Source organism: Nonomuraea sp. NPDC049400, from assembly GCF_044466425.1.
Taxonomy (GTDB): Bacteria; Actinomycetota; Actinomycetes; order Streptosporangiales; family Streptosporangiaceae; genus Nonomuraea.
In genome coordinates this window covers 17044-33476 of record NZ_JBITMP010000055.1, presented here as the reverse complement: position 1 = coordinate 33476, position 16433 = coordinate 17044, and the positions used below count along the sequence as shown (strand labels likewise).

The window sequence follows — 16433 nt, the reverse complement described above, 5'->3', positions numbered from 1 at the left end:
TGTCAGGACCGTTCTCAGCGCCCTGAAACCGCCCGAAATTGTCGGCCGTTGCTGCTTGGCTGTCGTGCATGACGACGGTGAACTGGGAGCGCGAGCCGGGGGAAAAGGTAGAAGAGTTCGTCGCCGCGCTCCTGTTGCTGAAGCATCCGCACGGAAACCGGATCACCCCCTCTCGCGGTGACCGCGGCGTCGATGTGCGGGTACACCATCCCGATGGCTACGACATCTACCAGGTCAAGCGCTACAGCCGGGCACTGACGGCCAAGCAAGCGGCCAGCGTGGAAGCCTCCTGGAAAACCTTCGCCGCCGAGACGCTGCCGGTGCTGCCGGTGCGCTCCTGGACCCTGGTGACGCCTTGGGAGCCCACCAACGAACGCCTGGCCTGGCTGGAGCAGCTCACCTCTGGCAGCGGCATCCGCATCGGCTGGATGGGTGGGATCACGCTCGATGGGATGGCCGCCGAGAACCCCGCGCTGGTCGACTACTACTTCGGCGACGGCGGGCAGCGTCTGCAACGGCTGATGGCCGACGCGCTGCGCGGCGGCCGCGACCTGCCGCATGGGGCGGCGGCCGAGGATCTGCTTCAGTCTGTCATCACCCGCCAGCGCAGCCTGGCTGCGGCGCTGAACGAGGTGGACCCTTTCTACCGCTACGAGTTGCAGGTGCGTCCCGGCCGTGTGGCCGACCAGCCGTGGGACGGTGATCTGCACACGGCCGCCGCGGTGGCCTGGGTGGATTACCGGCAACTGGATGAGGAGTCCTATCTGGTGATGCGGTTGCTGCCGCGCTGCGCTGAGTCGCTGCGGCTACGGCCTATCACAGCGTCGGTCGAGCTGGAGGTCCCCGTCGGCTCACCCGAGCACCAGGCTGTTGAGGACTGGCTTCGCTATGGTGCCCCGTTCCAGGATGTGCCTGGCACGGTGACGGGCATCACTGGGCCGCCTGGCTTGTTGCGGGCCGGCGGACCGGGGCGGTTCACCTTCCTGGCCGCCACCGAATCCGAGAGTGAGCGGCCCGACTTGGAGGTCCGGCTGCTGACTGGAGACGACACGGTGGCACACACGCTCGATCTCATCGACGTGCGCCTCTCTCATGGCGTGGACGGTCCCGGCGTGTGGCTGTCGGGCACCGATCGCGCCGGGGTTCTGGCGTTCCGGTTCCTGTTGAACGGACCCGACCGGGATCGGGTGCGGATGACCATGACCTCCCTGGCTGGCAAGACTCCTGCTGACGTGCTGCCGGCGGTCCGCATGGTGGCCGGCCTCGCGGCGGCCGCCGGCCTGGTTCTCGCGGTGCGCGGTGGCCGGCCCCTGACCCCGATCTGGCAGCCGGAGGAGGCGGAGGTGCGCACGTCACCGCTGGTCGGCATGGCCCGCTGGACGGTCACCTTTCTGGAGGCCCTGCTCGCCGTGCAAGCCCACACCCTTCAGCGCGTGACCATCCCCGACCTGGACGACATCACCCCCGGCCAGATCGCCGAGATCATCCGGCTGGGGCGGCTGCTGCGCGGCGAGGAGATCTACACCACCTGGAACCAGGTCACAATGACCCTCGGCACACCGGGCCACCTGCCCTCCTCTAATGTGGAGTTCGGTCTCATGGCCACCAGCCCGATTCAGCTGAACCTGGCCGGCCGCCGCATTCTCCTGGACGATGTGCAGCGCCGTGTCCTGTACCACAGCGCCCGCCTGGCCGACCCGAACCAGGTCGCAACGGCCCGATCGGGTGACACCATCCAGCTAGTCCCCGGTGCCACCGCCACCGCCACCATCGCCGTCGTACCCGCAGCCGACACCGACGCCTGAACCGCTCGAGCGGGCGATCAGAATTACAGGTCACACGAGGACATCCGAAAGGGCCATTCATGACAGCCGACCAGCCGCTTATCTGCCCGAAGTGTCAGGGGGTGCTCGTCGCCGCGCACACCACTGCCTATACTCCCGCTCGCGGGAAACTGATCATCGCCAATGGTTATTGCCGCGGGCAATGCTCCAACACCCAGCCTGCCATCGAACCAGCTGAACCTACCGGGAACGCGATACCTCTCCATCCGGCGCCTGTAGATGCCTCGTCAACGCCTCCGTCGTGATCGGCTCATTTACCGTGGTGGCGCTCGTTACCTGCCCCGTCCCATGCCCCCTTCCGGACGGGCCGCAAGAGGCATTCAGCCAGCGAGGCATGAGGCCGCGCAGTCCGGAGAAGCGTAACGCGGGCACAGCTCGGATCCTGCACGCTCCGCCACGCCAAGGGTGATGCCCAGCCGCCGGATGATCCTCGCCATGGATGCTGCCCCGCCCCACCAGCAATCCACGCGGGCACGCCTGCACCAGGGCAAGAGCGGGCGTCTATCACCTGCATCCCGGTGCAGGGAGGGCCTCACGAGTCGCTCGTGCGTTCGATGCTACGGTCATGCCCTGAAGCGCGCGTGACCTGGAGGTTTGATGGCGAACGAGTACACCTTCCCCAAGCGGCTGATTACCGCTCAGCGGACGTTCTACATCCAACAAGAGGTGATCGCGCGACTGACCGCGCTGGAACCGCGCCCGACGCTCATCGCCGCCAGCAAGGCCACCGTACCCGAGAAGCTGAAGGAGGCCATCAGCGCCGCCCGGGCCAAGCAGGGCGACGCGGTCGACGTCCTCTACGACTTCAGCGACACCTTCTGGAAAGACATGGACAACGTCAGCAGATCGCAGGCGAAGGCCGCTTTGCAAGCGCTGGTGAAGAAAGAACTCGACGCAGAGACTCTCAAAAGGGCTGTCGAGGCAGAGGTGCAGCAGGCGCGGCTCGGTGACCTCGCAACGTGAACAGGAGGCGGGACCATGGTCGTGTGTCTGGCCTGTACACCGGGGGCGAGCAGTGCGCAGCAGGCGGTGCATGACGACGTCGCCCTGTTCACCCAGTACATGAGCGCGGAGTGGATCGGCGCCATCGTCTACCATGGCGCCGATCCCGCCGACGATCCGCGCTGGCACCTGTCTGGGGCGCGCACCCGCGAGGAGTACCGCCGTTGGTGCCGACACGCCTGCGGCATGGCCTGCCTGCAGATGGTCCTCGATCACCGCGACGGGCAGGCTCCGCCCTTGCTGGAGCTCGTGCACGGCTGCCGCACCTACGGCGGTTACGTCGAAGACGACAGCGGCCAGATCAAGGGCCTGTACTACGACCCATTCGCCGCCTACGCGCGTGCTGAGCATGGCCTGCACGCTGACGTCCATCCGCACCTGGCCGCAGCCGAGATTCCCCAGCTGCTCGCCGATGGGCACCTGGTCATCGCCTCGGTCGACAAAGAGATCCGCCGGCCCGACCTACCCGCTCCCGGCCGCGGCGGGCACCTGGTCCTCATCACGGGCCACGACCACGGCGAGTTCCGCCTGCACAACCCGTCCGGCCATACCGCCGACGCCCGCCAGGCCAGCCTGCCCGTCGCGGTGTTCGCGTCCTACTTCGCCGGCCGCGGCATCGCCGTGCGCACGCACTAGAACACCGCCACCCCGATCCCTGGCACGCGGTTGTGAAAGCCGATCACAGCAAAGGAACCAGCTAGCTGTATCAGCGTGGGAACGACAATGCTGCTCTCGGTGGACATGGAGGGCCTTGCTGACATCGTTCATCCCGCGGAGACCACCCCAGAGCGGCACGACTACGAGCGTGGCTGAAGGCTGATGACGGCGGCCGCCAACGCCATGGTGAACAAGCAGTTCATCAAACTCGGCCCCCGTCACGCAGGCAAGCTCGTCACCGTCGTCATCGAAGACACCCACTACCGGGTCCTGCATGGCGAGGAAGAACTGGCCATCAGGCCCCGCCGCGACACCACACCCGTCACCCGTCTCTACGTCCGAGGCAAGGGCACCCACGGACGTTAAGCATCTCCCGATGACAAACGGTTAAGCATGTCCTGGGGCTTCACATTGACACAGGAAGTCGCGGACCGCGCGTCCTGAGCCGAGACACCGTAGTCGGCACTTGGACAGGCAAGTTGGCACCAAATCGACCGCAGGGCCGCTCAAACGCGGCTGAGGCCTCAGCCGACGAGGAATCAGCACCTCGAGATGGCGCCTGGAGACGCTAGCCTCGGGCTTGACGCGATGCGCAACGAAGGAGACCAATGGTCAGAGGACGCGAACCACGTCGACAGCCTCCTCACACGCGCCGTTTCCGCGTGACCATGTGGGCGCTTCATTGGATCGCCATCTTCTTCGATTCGATGCGTGCCATGACGGTGGCCGTCGTGACCGCGATAGTTCTGGCCATGTTGATCCCGCCCTTTGGGGGTCGCCTGGTAGTTCACATCGTCGCTCTCGCATGCTGGTGCATCACCGTGGTGCGCTGGTCCGTTCGACGTCAGCTGGGCATTCCGTCCATCCGCGAGACGGACAAGAGCATCGCGGCGATACCCAACCGGCGCCACAGCGCTGGTGGCGTTCGTGCTGTTGGTGACAAGAAACGCGACCATTAGGCGCCAACTGACGTGTCTCGTCATCGGCAAACGCCAGCTTCTGCCGCATCCACTGGTGCCAAGTAACGTATCTCGGCACACGTCCTACAGCGGATCTGCCGTTTCTCTTCGGGCACCATGGCAGTCGGCGCCGTCGCCAGGCTGTTGCGCGCCGCCTGCGCGGGTGATCGTGACGACTGGATGTTCGCCAGTCTGACCGAGCTGCTGCTGGCCCGCAGCCGCCGTTTCACGGCGGGCGGGCCCTCGATCAGAACCCCGACAGTCCGTGCGATGCGCTGGCGGCGGACGGATGCGGGTGCGTACTCATCCACACGGCGTACGCCGTCACCCACTCGCCGTTGCTGACCTTCGGGGACCTGGCACGCACCTCTGGCCAGGGGCAGGAGTTGCCGCCACAGGTTGGCCGCGCCCTACTCTCCTGGGGTGACAGCGTGCGGCCGTGTGGAGGTCGGCGATGGATCAGGGACGGCCGGTTTGGCTCCGGCGATGGTTCTCAGAAGCGGGTCTGGTAGCTAATCGGGATGAGTGTCAGTATCGTCCCCTCGGATGGTGATCCGGGAGGCGTGAGCCGCCGTGACCAGGACTCGCACGGAGGAGGCCGGATGGCCGACCTGTACGACCGGTTTCTGCAGAAAGTGCGCAGGACGGGCAGCCCAGACAAGGCGATGAGGATCATGGGGCTGTCCGCGACCGAGATCCGCAATCTCCTGCATGATAGGCCGGACCTGCGGCAGGAGATCCACGATGCCGTAGCCGAGTATCGCCGCCTGATCGTCGAGGGCGTGATCCGCACCGGAACCAAGATGCCCGGCAAGCTGGAGTGGGTGAGCCGCAACCATGGGGCTTCGCTGGAGGAGGTCCGCGCCTGGGCCAAGGCATTTCCCGACCTGGCTCCGTTGATGGAGGACCTGGGAGCCCTCCATGACGAGCGGGTGGCTGCGCGCAAGGATAAGGCACAGGCCCAGGCGGGCCGCGACCGCGCGCGGGCCAGGCAGGATAAGAAGCGCAAGCAGCAGGCGGCGCGCGGGATGAGCCTGCTGAATCTGGAAAAACGCCTGGCACAAGCGGCCGACCGGTCCTACGAAGGCCCCGAATCGGTGGTGACACTGGCTGAGGCATGGAAAGTGGGCGCGACGGCCGCCGACTTGAGCGTGCATGCGATCGGGTGCAAGTGGATCGGCCAGCAGGGCATGATCGAGGACCGCTTCCACATCCACCGGCTGATGCCAGAGTCGGAGCTGGTGGAGATGGCCAAGCACGCCGAGATCGATGAGCGGTGTTTGTGCCGCAGACCGTCGCAGGAGAAAATGTTCGCTGAGTCGGCGCCCCGGCCATCCCCGCAAAAGCCGCGCACTCCCCCGACCTCGGCTCAGAGCCCTCCACTCACCAGGTATCGTCCGCCGCCCTGGTCGCCGTCGGCATCCTGATCACCGTCGACCAGACGACCGCAGGAGAGGTCCCGCCGTTCGCCGCGCTCATCGCCGCGGCGCTGTGGCTGACAATCGCCTATGGTGTGGGGCCTGAACCCGTACTGCCTCGGCCCGCTCGCCGTCGGCGGTGGATGCGCCTTCCTATGCGGGAAGAGCGGGGTCCGGGACGCTCGCCGGCTGTGGGACCGGCTCAAGCTCGAAGACCTTGTAACGATCCAGTGCAGCAATATCGGCGTTCGCATGGAGGATGCCCCGCGCGACCAGCCAAAGCACAGCCTCGCGTACTGCCTCACTGCCCAGCAGAGTCCTCTTGGAGAGCTTCTCCAAACTGGTGGCCAGACGAACTTCCCCAGGACCGACCAGCGACATGATCCGCTCAGAGGCATCCCCGTTCCGGTACCAGCCGTACCAGGTCGCTTCTCGGAAGGCGTCCTCGACGGGCAGCCGCAGCACCTGCGATGGCAGCGGCGGGGCAGAGGAGAGAGTGTAGGTGGGCGGGCTCACCTCAGACTGCGCGCTGATCAGTTGACAGGCCAGCATGTAGGTGAAGACGTCATCCACGGTGGTGAGCGGGCCCATTCCTACGCGCGCCGCCGCCTCATCGATGCGGCCCCGCAGTTCGGGACCGGTGTGCTGGTCGTTCCTGGATTCTGGCGACGGCCCCATCCGACCATCGATCTCGGCGCGGAAAGAGGCCATGTCCTGCTCGGCGTAGGGCTGCAGCCGGTCCCAGGCTGATGACGCCCAACCGCGGTCGTCCAGGAGCATGCCGTCGAACAGCGGCAACTCCGACAACAGGTCACGGGTGACAGCGAGCGGGCCGAGGATGGTGGCCCACTGCAAGACGAGCACGACCCCGGTGTCCGGCAACCAGCGCGACCAGTTTCGGCCGATCAAGATGTCGTCGGTGTCGACGCTAGCGGTCATGGACGCACCTCCAGAGGACGACGGGGCAACGTCGAGTCTTCTCCTGACCATGATCGTTGGCTGGCGAATCGGTGAACTGGTTTGTCACCAGCTTCAGTAGCGGCCCGCGGGGACCAGCAGATCGTTTCCCTGTGCGCAGCATTCTTCATTGCCGGGAGCCGCTCCACCCATCATCGGCACGAGAGGACGAGCACGCGGACCTGCACCATGATCGCCCGGTGGGCGACGGCGACCTGGAAGCGTCTGGCCAAGCTGGTCAGGGGCGCGGAACGTTGGTAGGTGGTGCAGTCATTCGCCGAGGAGCGGGAAAGGGCAGGGCCGCCGTCGGCACTCGCGGCATGTGGGCGATCCGAAGATCGTGAGTGATGCCCTGAACGACAGCTGGCGGCCACTCATCGGCGACCGCAACTGGTCAATGGCTTCACTCCGACGGAGACGAAAGGACTGGCCTGTGGGCGATACCCGGCTCCGCGATGAGCTGCTGGAAAGGATGAACCGTGATCAGGAAGTTCGAACCGGCATCCCTCGTGGCGCTACGTGGACCGACGAGCAGATCGCTGAGTTCGACGCCGTGGACGCGAGGAACGCCGCCTTCCTAAAACGGGTGATCGCCCGGTACGGCTGGCCGGGCCGCGATCTGGTGGGCGAGGAAGCCGCGCATGCGGCGTGGCTCCTGGCACAGCACGCCGACCAGGACGTCGCCTTTCAGCGCGAGTGCCTGCCACTGCTAGAAAAGGCCGCCGCAGCAGGACAAGCGACGTGGGCGGACTACGCATACCTCGTCGACCGGGTCTGCGTCGCTGCAGGAAGTCCGCAGGTGTACGGCACTCAGTATGGGATGCGGGATGGGCAGCTCGAGTTCCAGCCGATCGAGGACCTGGATCACCTGGACGAGCGACGTGCCCGAGTTGGGCTGGAGCCTCACGCCGAATACGACCGGCTTCACCGCGAATGCTACGCCAGTCCAGACTCCATCTGAGACACCGCAAGGTTCTCGATCCGCTTGCGGAGGCCACACGCGTCACCGCGGCGCGGGGCTGCTCCCCTTCCCAGCAGTTCGACGGGGCGCTGCAACTCGCGCTAATCCCAGTCGATCCCCGCAGCCCCTCCGTATATGCGTCCGATGCGGGCGCTGTGCCCGGGAGAACCGTGTCAGCCAGGCCGAGTTGCTTGTACGACATATGGGGCATGCCATGCACCTGACGCAAACGCGGCCGTCAACATCCTCAGGGCAGAGCTTGCCCTTCGCGACGCTGCGCAAGCAGCTTAACGAGGACCTCTCTCTTCGAGGAGCGGAGGAGTCACGCTGCTCTACAGCCGAGTCCGTCCTTCGGGTTCTCTGGCTGACCCCCAGCGTGCGTCTCACGCCTTTCCGGGAGGGAGCCGCAACCGGCTCCAGCACACCCCAGAAGCCGGTATCTCCACCAGCCAGCAGTTTATCGGTCAGCAATCGTTCTTCATCCCCGAGCCCATATCAGCCGGGCATGAGACATATTGATACTGCTAATGTAGCCAAACATGAACATTTACCCGACGTCAAACATAAAGGAGGGGTGGGCGCCTTGTCATTCCCTCCTGTAAATACAGGATATGACGGGGTGAGCGGCCCCGCCCGTAGAACGCAGGGAGCGCGCGTCGAGGTATGGCCGCTGGTTGCCGACGATCACGGTGTCTGGCTGGTCAGCGGCATCGACACATGGTGCTCGGGCGACATCGACTGTCCACCCCACGACGCCGCCCAGCGGATACTGCGCGACCATGCCGTCGCCGACGACGTCCGGCTGCTGCACTCGACCAGCTGGCGAGCCGCCGATGGCTCGATTGTCCTGACATATCTCGCGGCGCTCGACATCGAGGGGCCAGCCCATGCGCGATGGCCGGCATCTGTCGCGATCACTCCCGAGTTGGTCACGGCAGTCGGCAAACCGGCGCCAAACCCCCCAACGAAGAGGCCAGCTCCGCGCCGTATCGATGTGCTCCTACACGGTCTGCGGCACCTGCACTTCCTCATTCTTACGGACACGTCAGCCCGAACGGCATTGAGCGAACCGTGGAAAACACAGCTGGAACCATTCGCCGCCACCTTGAGCGGCATGTATGAATCCGACGACACAGCCACTTGCAGCGACCCTGCCGCCCCCCATCAATGAAGTCGGACAGCGGGCCGTACGGGCGCCCGTCACCCCCATGGCTGAGAGGATTTGCGCATTACTCCTCAGGGAGCAGCCCTTCGAAGGCGGGGCGCACCGCGCTATGGCGCTGCTCAAATGCGGCGCGACTGGCCTTTTCGCGACGGTAGGCGGGGGCCACGGCCTGTACCAGCCATGCGCGCTCGGCGGCGACCGTGGCGTCGTCGGCGACTTGTTCGGTGGCCTGACTGGCTGGCGCAGTCTCGGCCTCCGTCGAGCTCGGCATCGGCCGGGCCAGCCTGCGACGCAGTTCCGCGATACTCCGCTGCATGTGAGCAGCATCAGCCCGTCGGTCGGGGTTCTGCCGGATGAAGGAGTCGGGTGCCATCGTGGGGATGGCCGCCGCGCGCACGGCCTGGACGCAGATGTCCGGCAACGTCAACTGGAGCCGATCTTCTGCGAAGCGGATTCTGCCTGCGATCGCGTCGGCGCCGCCCCAGTCCGGGCGCATGGCGTCCAGAAGGAGTGCGAGCGCCTCGCGAATCCGGGGCCTCAAATCCTCTTCGGAGAGCGAGGAGGAAGTCACTCGATTTCCCTACCATCGATACGCGCTCGCCGCACGTACCAACACGCCCGCGCCCAAGCGCCGGCCCAGGCTAACGGCCACGGGGCTCTGGGCGGGGCCGCGCGCAGCTGGCCGTGATTCGACGCGAGCAGGGGAAAGGTCGCCGTCGTACATTTCGTTCCCCGAAGCGCCCATCCGTGGTTAAGATCAAGGCTCTGGAGAGCCAGCATCCGTCGATCCTGCGGCGCCGTTCGCCCGGGCTCGACGTTCAGCCACCACTAGGCCAGCGGGAGTCCATGAGCGACAATCTGGTGCTCGAGATCAGTGAGGCGTGCAAGAACGCTCACACCGCAGTCATGGCTGAAGGCGGCGTGCTGCCACCGCGCTTGTTCGTCCTTCGCGCTGGACAGCTGCTGGGCTATGTTGCCCTCCGCCCTGTCTACGTCGGCCGTGATGCCGCCGAAGGCATCGCGACGATGTCCTACCTGGCCGCGGCCGCTGAGGCGGACGAAGTCATCGGCGTGTGGGAAACGCAGGATCTGGCCGTGGCGTGCGACCACGTGCCGCTTCATCCCGGTCCAGGGCTGAACTTGCTGCACGCCAGCGCCAAGGACCAGGTCCTGTACCGATACCCGTACCGCGAGTGGCGCCTTCCCGGTCAGACCCGGGACGGTCTGGCCAAGGCCAAGCCCCAGTGGCTGACCGAATCCTCAGCGGTGGCGAACCCGTCGCTGGAGCCGGCGATCGAGGCCATGGTAGGCATGTGCTGGCAGCCTTTCGAGGTCGAGTCCACCGACATGGTGAATGCCGCCGCTGCATACCTGACCGAACTGGGATACACCGTCGAGTTGACCACCGCAGCCGCCAGCTGATGTCAGCGCAGCGCAAATGAGCCCGATAACCAGCACAGCGGTTGATGCGGCGGCTTGTTCGCCACGTTTCCTGGACTGATACACATCGCCAACCCACTCGAATCTCTATTCGAATGCCGGGTAGGATCACGCGGTGACCGTCCCGCCCACGATCAAGGTTCTGCCGCATGCGGCCGGCTACGTGCTTGCCGTGCAGGTCTATGAGGACGGCACCTGGCAGCGAGCGTATGTGACGTGGAACGAGGTGGCCGTCCGCAATTTCCGGGGCGGCATCCAGACGCACGCTGCGTGGCTGCCAGATGCGGCGGTGGAGCGCCTGGCGGATGAGGATTACAGCGGCGTTCGGCAGTTTCCGGCCGGAGATGAGCCGGTCATGGCGGAGGAGGCGTTGCCCCGGGGGGATCCGGCGGAGCGGTCAGTCTCGTTCTCCAGTAGGGATGCTGGCTCTGTCGCGTCCAGGACGGCGGTCGTAAGCGGCGGCGGATCTCTACCGGCAGCGCCAGCTGAGCGCACCTACGATGGCGGCATGTTCGTGCCGCCGGAGTGGCCGTCTGAGGTTGTCAGGCCGGATCAGCCTGACTGGGAGAGCTCGGCCGTGGTCTGGTTGCTGGATGCGGGTCCCGCTGAGTATCGCGCCTACCAAGTTCTTCGCCGGCATCCCTTGGCGCTTGCCCGCATGGTGGCCGCACACGTGAATGCGGCGATCGAGGCGGCCAGGGCCGGTTATCGGCATGCGGCCCATGAGCTGAAGGGTCAGGTGCCCGCAGCCGATGTTGAGGCGGTGCGGGATGCTTATCGCCGCGAGGGTCCTCGGCTGATCGAGCTGGCCCGCTCGATCGCGGTTGTCCAGCAAGCACTGCGCGGTGAGGCCTTCGTTCCAACGCTGCGGGGAGGCGGCCGAAGATCGGGATGCGACGAGCGCTGACCCGCTGAGGCGACTCGCCCACGCGGTTCTCACTGCGCGGATACTGCTACACCCAAGGCAGCGATGATTACTCTACGCATGCGATTAGGTGCTCTAGGTATTCATTGGAGTCTTGGGTGACCATGCCTCTCCCCGCACGGCGTGCTCTCTTCGCCGCCGCGATGCTCACCAGCGCCATCACCATCCCCACGACGGGCCCACCCGCCCACGCCGAAGCGCACACAACGAAAGCCCGCACCGCACCTGCCGGGCCGCCGCTGTTGCGGCAGGCCATCGCCGACCTGCCGGTCGCCGAGGAAAACCGGCAGGGATACAAGCGCACCAGCTTCCGCCACTGGATCGATGCCGACGGCGACGGCTGCTCCACTCGATACGAGGTACTCATCTCCGAGGCGATCGTCGCCCCCGCGGTCGGGCCGAGCTGCGCCTTGAGCGGCGGGAGCTGGTACAGCTACTATGACGACACCGTATTGGACGCCGCGTCTAAATTGGATGTCGACCACGAGGTCCCGCTAGCTGAGGCTTGGGACTCCGGCGCCTCTACATGGGATGCCGCCAAGCGCGAAGCCTACGCGAACTACATGGACGCCCCCGAGCATCTGGTCGCGGTGAGCGCACGCTCGAACCGGCAAAAGGCCGATCAAGATCCGTCGCAGTGGCTGCCGATCGAGCCGGTACGCTGCCGTTACATTGCAGAATGGACATCGATCAAACGGCATTGGCAGCTCAGCGTAGACGCCGCCGAGAAGGCCACGCTCACGGAGATCGCTCAAGGCTGCCCCAACGCGCCACTGATCCCTATCTCCTGACACACTCCATCGCCTCGCTTTCCCGGGTCAAGGAGCAACACCAGCATGGCGCCATCCTTCGCGCATCGCGCCGCGCTGGCCACGGTGACCACGCTGACCGGGCTCATGCTCGCCACAGCCCTGACACCCCTCCTATAGCTGGTACTGCAACTGGCCTCTTTGCGGCTGCGCCCCCGAGGTGGCATGGCGACGTGTCCCCGTCGGCTGGAGAAAGGACCGATCGCGTGCGAAGCACCGCCAGCCCGGATTCGACGGCTGAGGAAGAGCGATGTTGGCCGAGCCGTAGCGCGGCGATAGGCTCGACGTGAGCTACGCGACGAGGCAAGAGGTGAACTGCTGTCATGAGCATCCAGCGACATGACGTCCCCAGCCCGGGGATTGAGCGGACCTTCATCGCCGTGCGGGCTGCGCTGCCGAGCGCCAACGTGGCAGCCTTTGATGCCCAGCTTGAGGCCATCACTCACGCGCCAGTGATCGATCTGGCCGCACTGGATGACTTCCTCACCAGCTGGTGGCGCATCGCCACCCGGGCGGCACACGACGAAGCTGATTGGCGGCGTATGCACGCCGAGGCCGAGCAGCTCGAGTCTGGCCGGCGACAGGTAGGCCGGACAATGGCCGAGATCCTGGCTCGGCGCGGGCGAGAAGTCACTAGCTGAGGTGTACGTCGTCCGCATGGGCAGCCCGGTCGCCGAAGGGCAGATCGATGAGCTGGATGACCCCGATGTCGACATCCTGCTGGAGATCTACCAAGTGCTGCAGCTGGCTCCCGCCAATGGCCGTCCCCTCAGCCTGACTGGCAACATGTACGTATGGGATTACAAGGGCATCTCGGTGACGTACGTCCTGCTCGACGCCCAGCATGAGGTAGCCGTCCTCCGCGTGGACCGCTACCCCATGTAGGCCGCACGGTGGCGGTTCTCGCGATGAAGAGCTGGTCGCCAGGTAGGAGCAAGCCCCAGACGACCCCGGTACGGCACAGCGCCTGAGCCATTGGCGCTCCTGCGCTGGACCCAACGGGGTGCGTGCCGTCACCGCGCCCCCTTGCTCCGCCGTCGTCCATAGGCACCAGCATGCGGGAGGCTAGGCGCCACAGTCGACGCATCCGCTGCTGTAACCGGACGGACGACCCTGCACAAGGCCGAGCCAGCCTGGCGGCCCGTCTCTCGCTGAGCCGCAGTGACTGCTGCACTGGTAAGGCGACGGGGTCAGGACGGCCCGCGCGGAGACCGGCATCGGTCGCCAGAAGTCGCCGCCCGGCTGGAGGGGTGTTCACGAGTAGGTCTGGCCTGGGACGGAAAAGCAGCGAAGAAGATCGCTTCCCAGCTCAGGGGTGATCGTTTCCCAGGATTGGTTTCGGGCTGATGCGCAGGCTTGAGCGTCTCGATCTCCCGACGCCGCCGCGGTCTGCTTGTGTTGCACGTGCTCACCAAACCGGAGTTGATGCCTTACCCCGGGTCACCATGGGCCTCGGCCGGGTGGTTGCCCACGTTGCCGGTAGGCGCCGAGAGTGCGACGATCTCCCGAATGAGCCCGATGAGATTGCTCGAAACCACGCCCGGGAAGTTCTCGCTGCTGCTGGATGCAGGAACGACCCAGGTAGACGAACTCGTTGAAGAGTCCGGTCACGAGCCGAACGGATACTTCTGGGAGGGCGTCGCGCGTTTCCTCGTGAGCACGGAGGCACCGACGCTCGGGGCACGATTTCAGTACGACTCGGAGGGGGGCATGTTCTGCGCCTACGGCGACGATCAAGAGGCACTGCGGGATCTGGCCGAGCTGATGACCGCGGTCGCCACGGATGGGGACCGTATGCGTGGGCTTATCGCAGCGGCCGAGACCGCAGGTTTCGAATTCGACGACTGATCTGCACACGGCCCACTCCGGCGCCAGCGCATCGACCACGGCGCGGTTCAAGCTTCTCAGCTTTGTCACCCCAGTTTCGGCTGTGAGGATCATGCCTTCCCCAGAACTCGACCTTTCGCGAATCGAGGGACTGTTGACTGAATCCCTAGGTACGACGGTGTCGGTAGCAGAATCCGAGCACGTGACACCCTGGTCGATCTGGCGGTGTCGGCTGACTGCTGCTTCTGACAGTGACAGGTTTCCTCAATCTGTCATCGTCAAAATGCTCCGCAACGATCCCAAGGGATTCCGGATCGATCCACGTCAGATCGCTACGGAGAGGGCCGCGCTGGAGTTCCTCGAAGAATCGGCGTTCGGCTCGGCTCCATGGCTGATCGCCAGTGAACTCGACGTCAACATGCTGGTGATGGAGGAGCTGCCGTCGAACCAATCACTGGCGGAGCTGATTGGGCAAGTCGGTGCGGAGCGGTCGGTGGCTGGCAGGAGGGCGTTCGCGCGTACGATCGGCGAGCTACACGCGGTTTCTGCCGGCCGCGCGGACATGTTCTACGGCAGACAGGCACGATATTGCACCGTCGCCCCGGAGGCGGACCGTCTTCCCGTGCTCGGACATCGTTGGAGCGAGACCTCGCACCGCTTGGAAGAACTCGGCATGGCACCCAACGGGCGCACAGCCGCCGAACTGGCCATGTTGCACGAGGTCCTGGCCGGAGACGACCCGGAGCATCGTAAGCTTCTGGTGCTCACGAACGGTGATCCGGAACCGAACAACTTCCTCGTCGAACGCGGTCACGGATGGCTCATCGACTTCGAGTTCGCCGGCTATCGGCACGCATTGACCAATCTCGCATGGGTGAATGTGCCCGGCCCCATGTGGCTCACGGTCGCCGACCCGCACGCCGAGACTCTCGAAACCGACTACCGCAAGACTGCCGCGAACGTCTTGCCCGGGCTGGCAGACGATCGGGTGTTCGGCCAGGGCATGGCCGCTGCCGGTTTCGCGTCGGCGTTCCGAGCCCTGAACCGATTTCCGGTCTTGGACGAGCGGCCGCAGGGCCATCGCAGCCGTCCACAGCTGGTCTCAATCCTGGAGTCGGCCGCCGCCACTGCCGACCGGCATCGCGTATTCTCTCATCTCGCCGCATGGACGCGCCTGCTGGCTGAGCACCTTCGGCGGCGCTGGGCCGACGCCGACATTGACCTGGCAGCCATTCCGTCCTACACCAAGCGCTAAGCGTCGATGTTGACTGCCGCGGACAGATCTTGAATGCGGTAGTGACTGTCAGTGTTTCGCCGTTTACAGTGTGGAGTTGTTGGGCTGCATGGCGTGAATGCGGCAGGCGGGTACGGCTGCTTCTCCTGGGGGAGCGATGGTGACGTCACTGTTGGAACGCGTGGCCCAGGCCGAGACGGCTGCGCTACGGCAGGCCGAGGACTTGCGGGCACAACTGGCCGCGGTCGAGGAACGACTGCAGCGCCTGGCCATCACGCGCGAGACTCTGACAGAGTTCACCGGCGACCACCTCAGCCACGCCGACATGGCTGAAGGTGACGGCGTGGTCGTCGAGGAGGAACCGCCCGCCCCGGCTCGCCTCGACCCTGAAGTCAAGCACGCACAGCTACCGCCGCTGCGGGGGTTCAGGCAGCAGGTGGTGGCGCTGCTGGCTACGGCCGATGAGCCGATGCGGGCACGGGAGATCGTTCAGGCGATCGGCAAGCCGGACACCCGCTCCCAGGTCGAGGGCATGCGTTCACGGCTGCAGCGACTGGTGACTGATGGATGGCTACGCCGGGAAGCCGATGGGCTTTACGCGATCGCCGCCGGGATCAACGGCTACGCACCGACCGGGGAGGCCGATTGACCATCCGTCCCTGATCACGGCCATGCCGTGCATGAGCAGGGTGCCGCCGAGGTTGCGTCTCGGCGGCACCCGAGGTTGCGTGAGCGACCAGCAGGTCTAACCGACAGTGGCTCCCGCATTCCCGAGAGTAACCCGGATGGGTTCTCTTGGGGAGACGTCGAGCCCGGATTTCGCCTGCCCTGCCACCGACAGGGACGAGGCGGGAAGGATCGACGATGCCCTCACCAGGGCGAAAGCGCGTGCGCCGCACGTCAGCTTCCACCGGACCCACCGGGCGAGACCGGCCACAGCCGGATGCCCAGCCCGGCCTCCAACTGCGCGATGGTGGCCACATCGGGCCAGCAACGCCCGGCGACCAGGTCGTTGATGGTCTGCCGGTTCACGCCCGACAGCACCGCCAGGCGTCGGAAACTCAGCCCTTGGCCGGCGATCAACTCGGCCAAGGTGGCGGCGATCGCTTGGACGACGGCGGCGGCCACATGGCCGGACAGGTCCGCGTGGGGCCAGTTCTCCGGGTCCTCGGCCAAATCCCGGGGAGAGCGGGAACGCCCGCGTCCTCCGACCATAACAAAGCGCTCCTTTCGGT

Annotated in this window: 19 protein-coding genes; 16 read left to right on the top strand and 3 right to left on the bottom strand. The window is 65.8% G+C overall.

Going from position 1 to position 16433, the window contains the following annotated elements; all coding sequences use genetic code 11:
* Positions 1-68: 68 nt before the first annotated feature.
* The 6 genes from ACIBVN_RS49635 to ACIBVN_RS49610 all read left to right on the top strand — a co-directional run bounded on the left by ACIBVN_RS49635 (position 69) and on the right by ACIBVN_RS49610 (position 5889).
* Complete coding sequence (locus ACIBVN_RS49635; RefSeq protein WP_397147997.1) at positions 69-1805, top strand: hypothetical protein; 1737 nt, start codon at positions 69-71, stop codon at positions 1803-1805.
* Between the two features lie 636 nt (positions 1806-2441).
* Positions 2442-2807 (top strand): hypothetical protein, encoded by a 366-nt coding sequence (locus tag ACIBVN_RS49630; RefSeq protein ID WP_397147995.1) that lies wholly within the window; start codon positions 2442-2444, stop codon positions 2805-2807.
* A gap of 15 nt (positions 2808-2822) precedes the next feature.
* Complete coding sequence (locus tag ACIBVN_RS49625; RefSeq protein ID WP_397147993.1) at positions 2823-3482, top strand: C39 family peptidase; 660 nt, start codon at positions 2823-2825, stop codon at positions 3480-3482.
* 183 nt (positions 3483-3665) lie between these two features.
* Entirely contained in the window at positions 3666-3869 is a 204-nt protein-coding gene (locus ACIBVN_RS49620; protein WP_397147991.1) for a hypothetical protein, read from the top strand.
* Positions 3870-4165: 296 nt separating this feature from the next.
* Positions 4166-4462: a hypothetical protein gene (locus ACIBVN_RS49615; protein WP_397147989.1), complete on the top strand. Its 297-nt coding sequence runs from the start codon at positions 4166-4168 to the stop codon at positions 4460-4462.
* Positions 4463-5064: 602 nt separating this feature from the next.
* Positions 5065-5889, top strand: coding sequence for a hypothetical protein (locus ACIBVN_RS49610; protein WP_397147987.1), 825 nt, complete (start codon positions 5065-5067; stop codon positions 5887-5889).
* A 144-nt stretch (positions 5890-6033) separates the two neighbouring features.
* On the opposite strand, the gene ACIBVN_RS49605 is transcribed toward ACIBVN_RS49610, so the two are convergent.
* Complete coding sequence (locus ACIBVN_RS49605) at positions 6034-6819, bottom strand: DUF6042 family protein (RefSeq protein WP_397147986.1); 786 nt, start codon at positions 6817-6819, stop codon at positions 6034-6036.
* 340 nt (positions 6820-7159) lie between these two features.
* Between ACIBVN_RS49605 and ACIBVN_RS49600 the strand changes: the two genes are divergently transcribed.
* Complete coding sequence (locus ACIBVN_RS49600) at positions 7160-7798, top strand: DUF6624 domain-containing protein (RefSeq protein WP_397147984.1); 639 nt, start codon at positions 7160-7162, stop codon at positions 7796-7798.
* A 505-nt stretch (positions 7799-8303) separates the two neighbouring features.
* Positions 8304-8969 carry a hypothetical protein gene (locus ACIBVN_RS49595; RefSeq protein WP_397147983.1) on the top strand — a complete coding sequence of 222 codons (666 nt, stop codon included), beginning with the start codon at positions 8304-8306 and terminating at the stop codon, positions 8967-8969.
* 58 nt (positions 8970-9027) lie between these two features.
* Here ACIBVN_RS49595 and ACIBVN_RS49590 read toward each other — a convergent pair whose 3' ends face one another.
* On the bottom strand, positions 9028-9534 hold the full coding sequence (locus tag ACIBVN_RS49590) for a hypothetical protein (protein ID WP_397147981.1): 507 nt from the start codon (positions 9532-9534) through the stop codon (positions 9028-9030).
* Positions 9535-9710: 176 nt separating this feature from the next.
* On the opposite strand from ACIBVN_RS49590, the gene ACIBVN_RS49585 reads away from it, so the two are divergent.
* The 8 genes from ACIBVN_RS49585 to ACIBVN_RS49550 all read left to right on the top strand — a co-directional run bounded on the left by ACIBVN_RS49585 (position 9711) and on the right by ACIBVN_RS49550 (position 15847).
* Positions 9711-10385, top strand: coding sequence for a hypothetical protein (locus tag ACIBVN_RS49585; RefSeq protein WP_397147980.1), 675 nt, complete (start codon positions 9711-9713; stop codon positions 10383-10385).
* A 133-nt stretch (positions 10386-10518) separates the two neighbouring features.
* A complete protein-coding gene (locus ACIBVN_RS49580) occupies positions 10519-11310 on the top strand; it encodes a hypothetical protein (RefSeq protein ID WP_397147978.1) in 792 nt (263 codons plus the stop codon).
* 122 nt (positions 11311-11432) lie between these two features.
* On the top strand, positions 11433-12119 hold the full coding sequence (locus ACIBVN_RS49575) for an HNH endonuclease family protein (protein ID WP_397148049.1): 687 nt from the start codon (positions 11433-11435) through the stop codon (positions 12117-12119).
* Positions 12120-12460: 341 nt separating this feature from the next.
* The gene (locus tag ACIBVN_RS49570; RefSeq protein ID WP_397147976.1) at positions 12461-12778 is read left to right on the top strand and encodes a DUF6247 family protein; all 318 of its coding nucleotides are present in this window, start codon (positions 12461-12463) and stop codon (positions 12776-12778) included.
* Positions 12779-12794: 16 nt separating this feature from the next.
* Positions 12795-13022 (top strand): hypothetical protein, encoded by a 228-nt coding sequence (locus ACIBVN_RS49565; RefSeq protein ID WP_397147975.1) that lies wholly within the window; start codon positions 12795-12797, stop codon positions 13020-13022.
* A 633-nt stretch (positions 13023-13655) separates the two neighbouring features.
* Positions 13656-13985, top strand: coding sequence for an Imm51 family immunity protein (locus tag ACIBVN_RS49560; RefSeq protein ID WP_397147973.1), 330 nt, complete (start codon positions 13656-13658; stop codon positions 13983-13985).
* A 262-nt stretch (positions 13986-14247) separates the two neighbouring features.
* Positions 14248-15219 carry a hypothetical protein gene (locus ACIBVN_RS49555; RefSeq protein WP_397147971.1) on the top strand — a complete coding sequence of 324 codons (972 nt, stop codon included), beginning with the start codon at positions 14248-14250 and terminating at the stop codon, positions 15217-15219.
* 160 nt (positions 15220-15379) lie between these two features.
* The gene (locus ACIBVN_RS49550) at positions 15380-15847 is read left to right on the top strand and encodes a hypothetical protein (protein WP_397147970.1); all 468 of its coding nucleotides are present in this window, start codon (positions 15380-15382) and stop codon (positions 15845-15847) included.
* A 251-nt stretch (positions 15848-16098) separates the two neighbouring features.
* On the opposite strand, the gene ACIBVN_RS49545 is transcribed toward ACIBVN_RS49550, so the two are convergent.
* Complete coding sequence (locus tag ACIBVN_RS49545; protein WP_397147968.1) at positions 16099-16413, bottom strand: helix-turn-helix domain-containing protein; 315 nt, start codon at positions 16411-16413, stop codon at positions 16099-16101.
* Positions 16414-16433 lie beyond the last annotated feature (20 nt).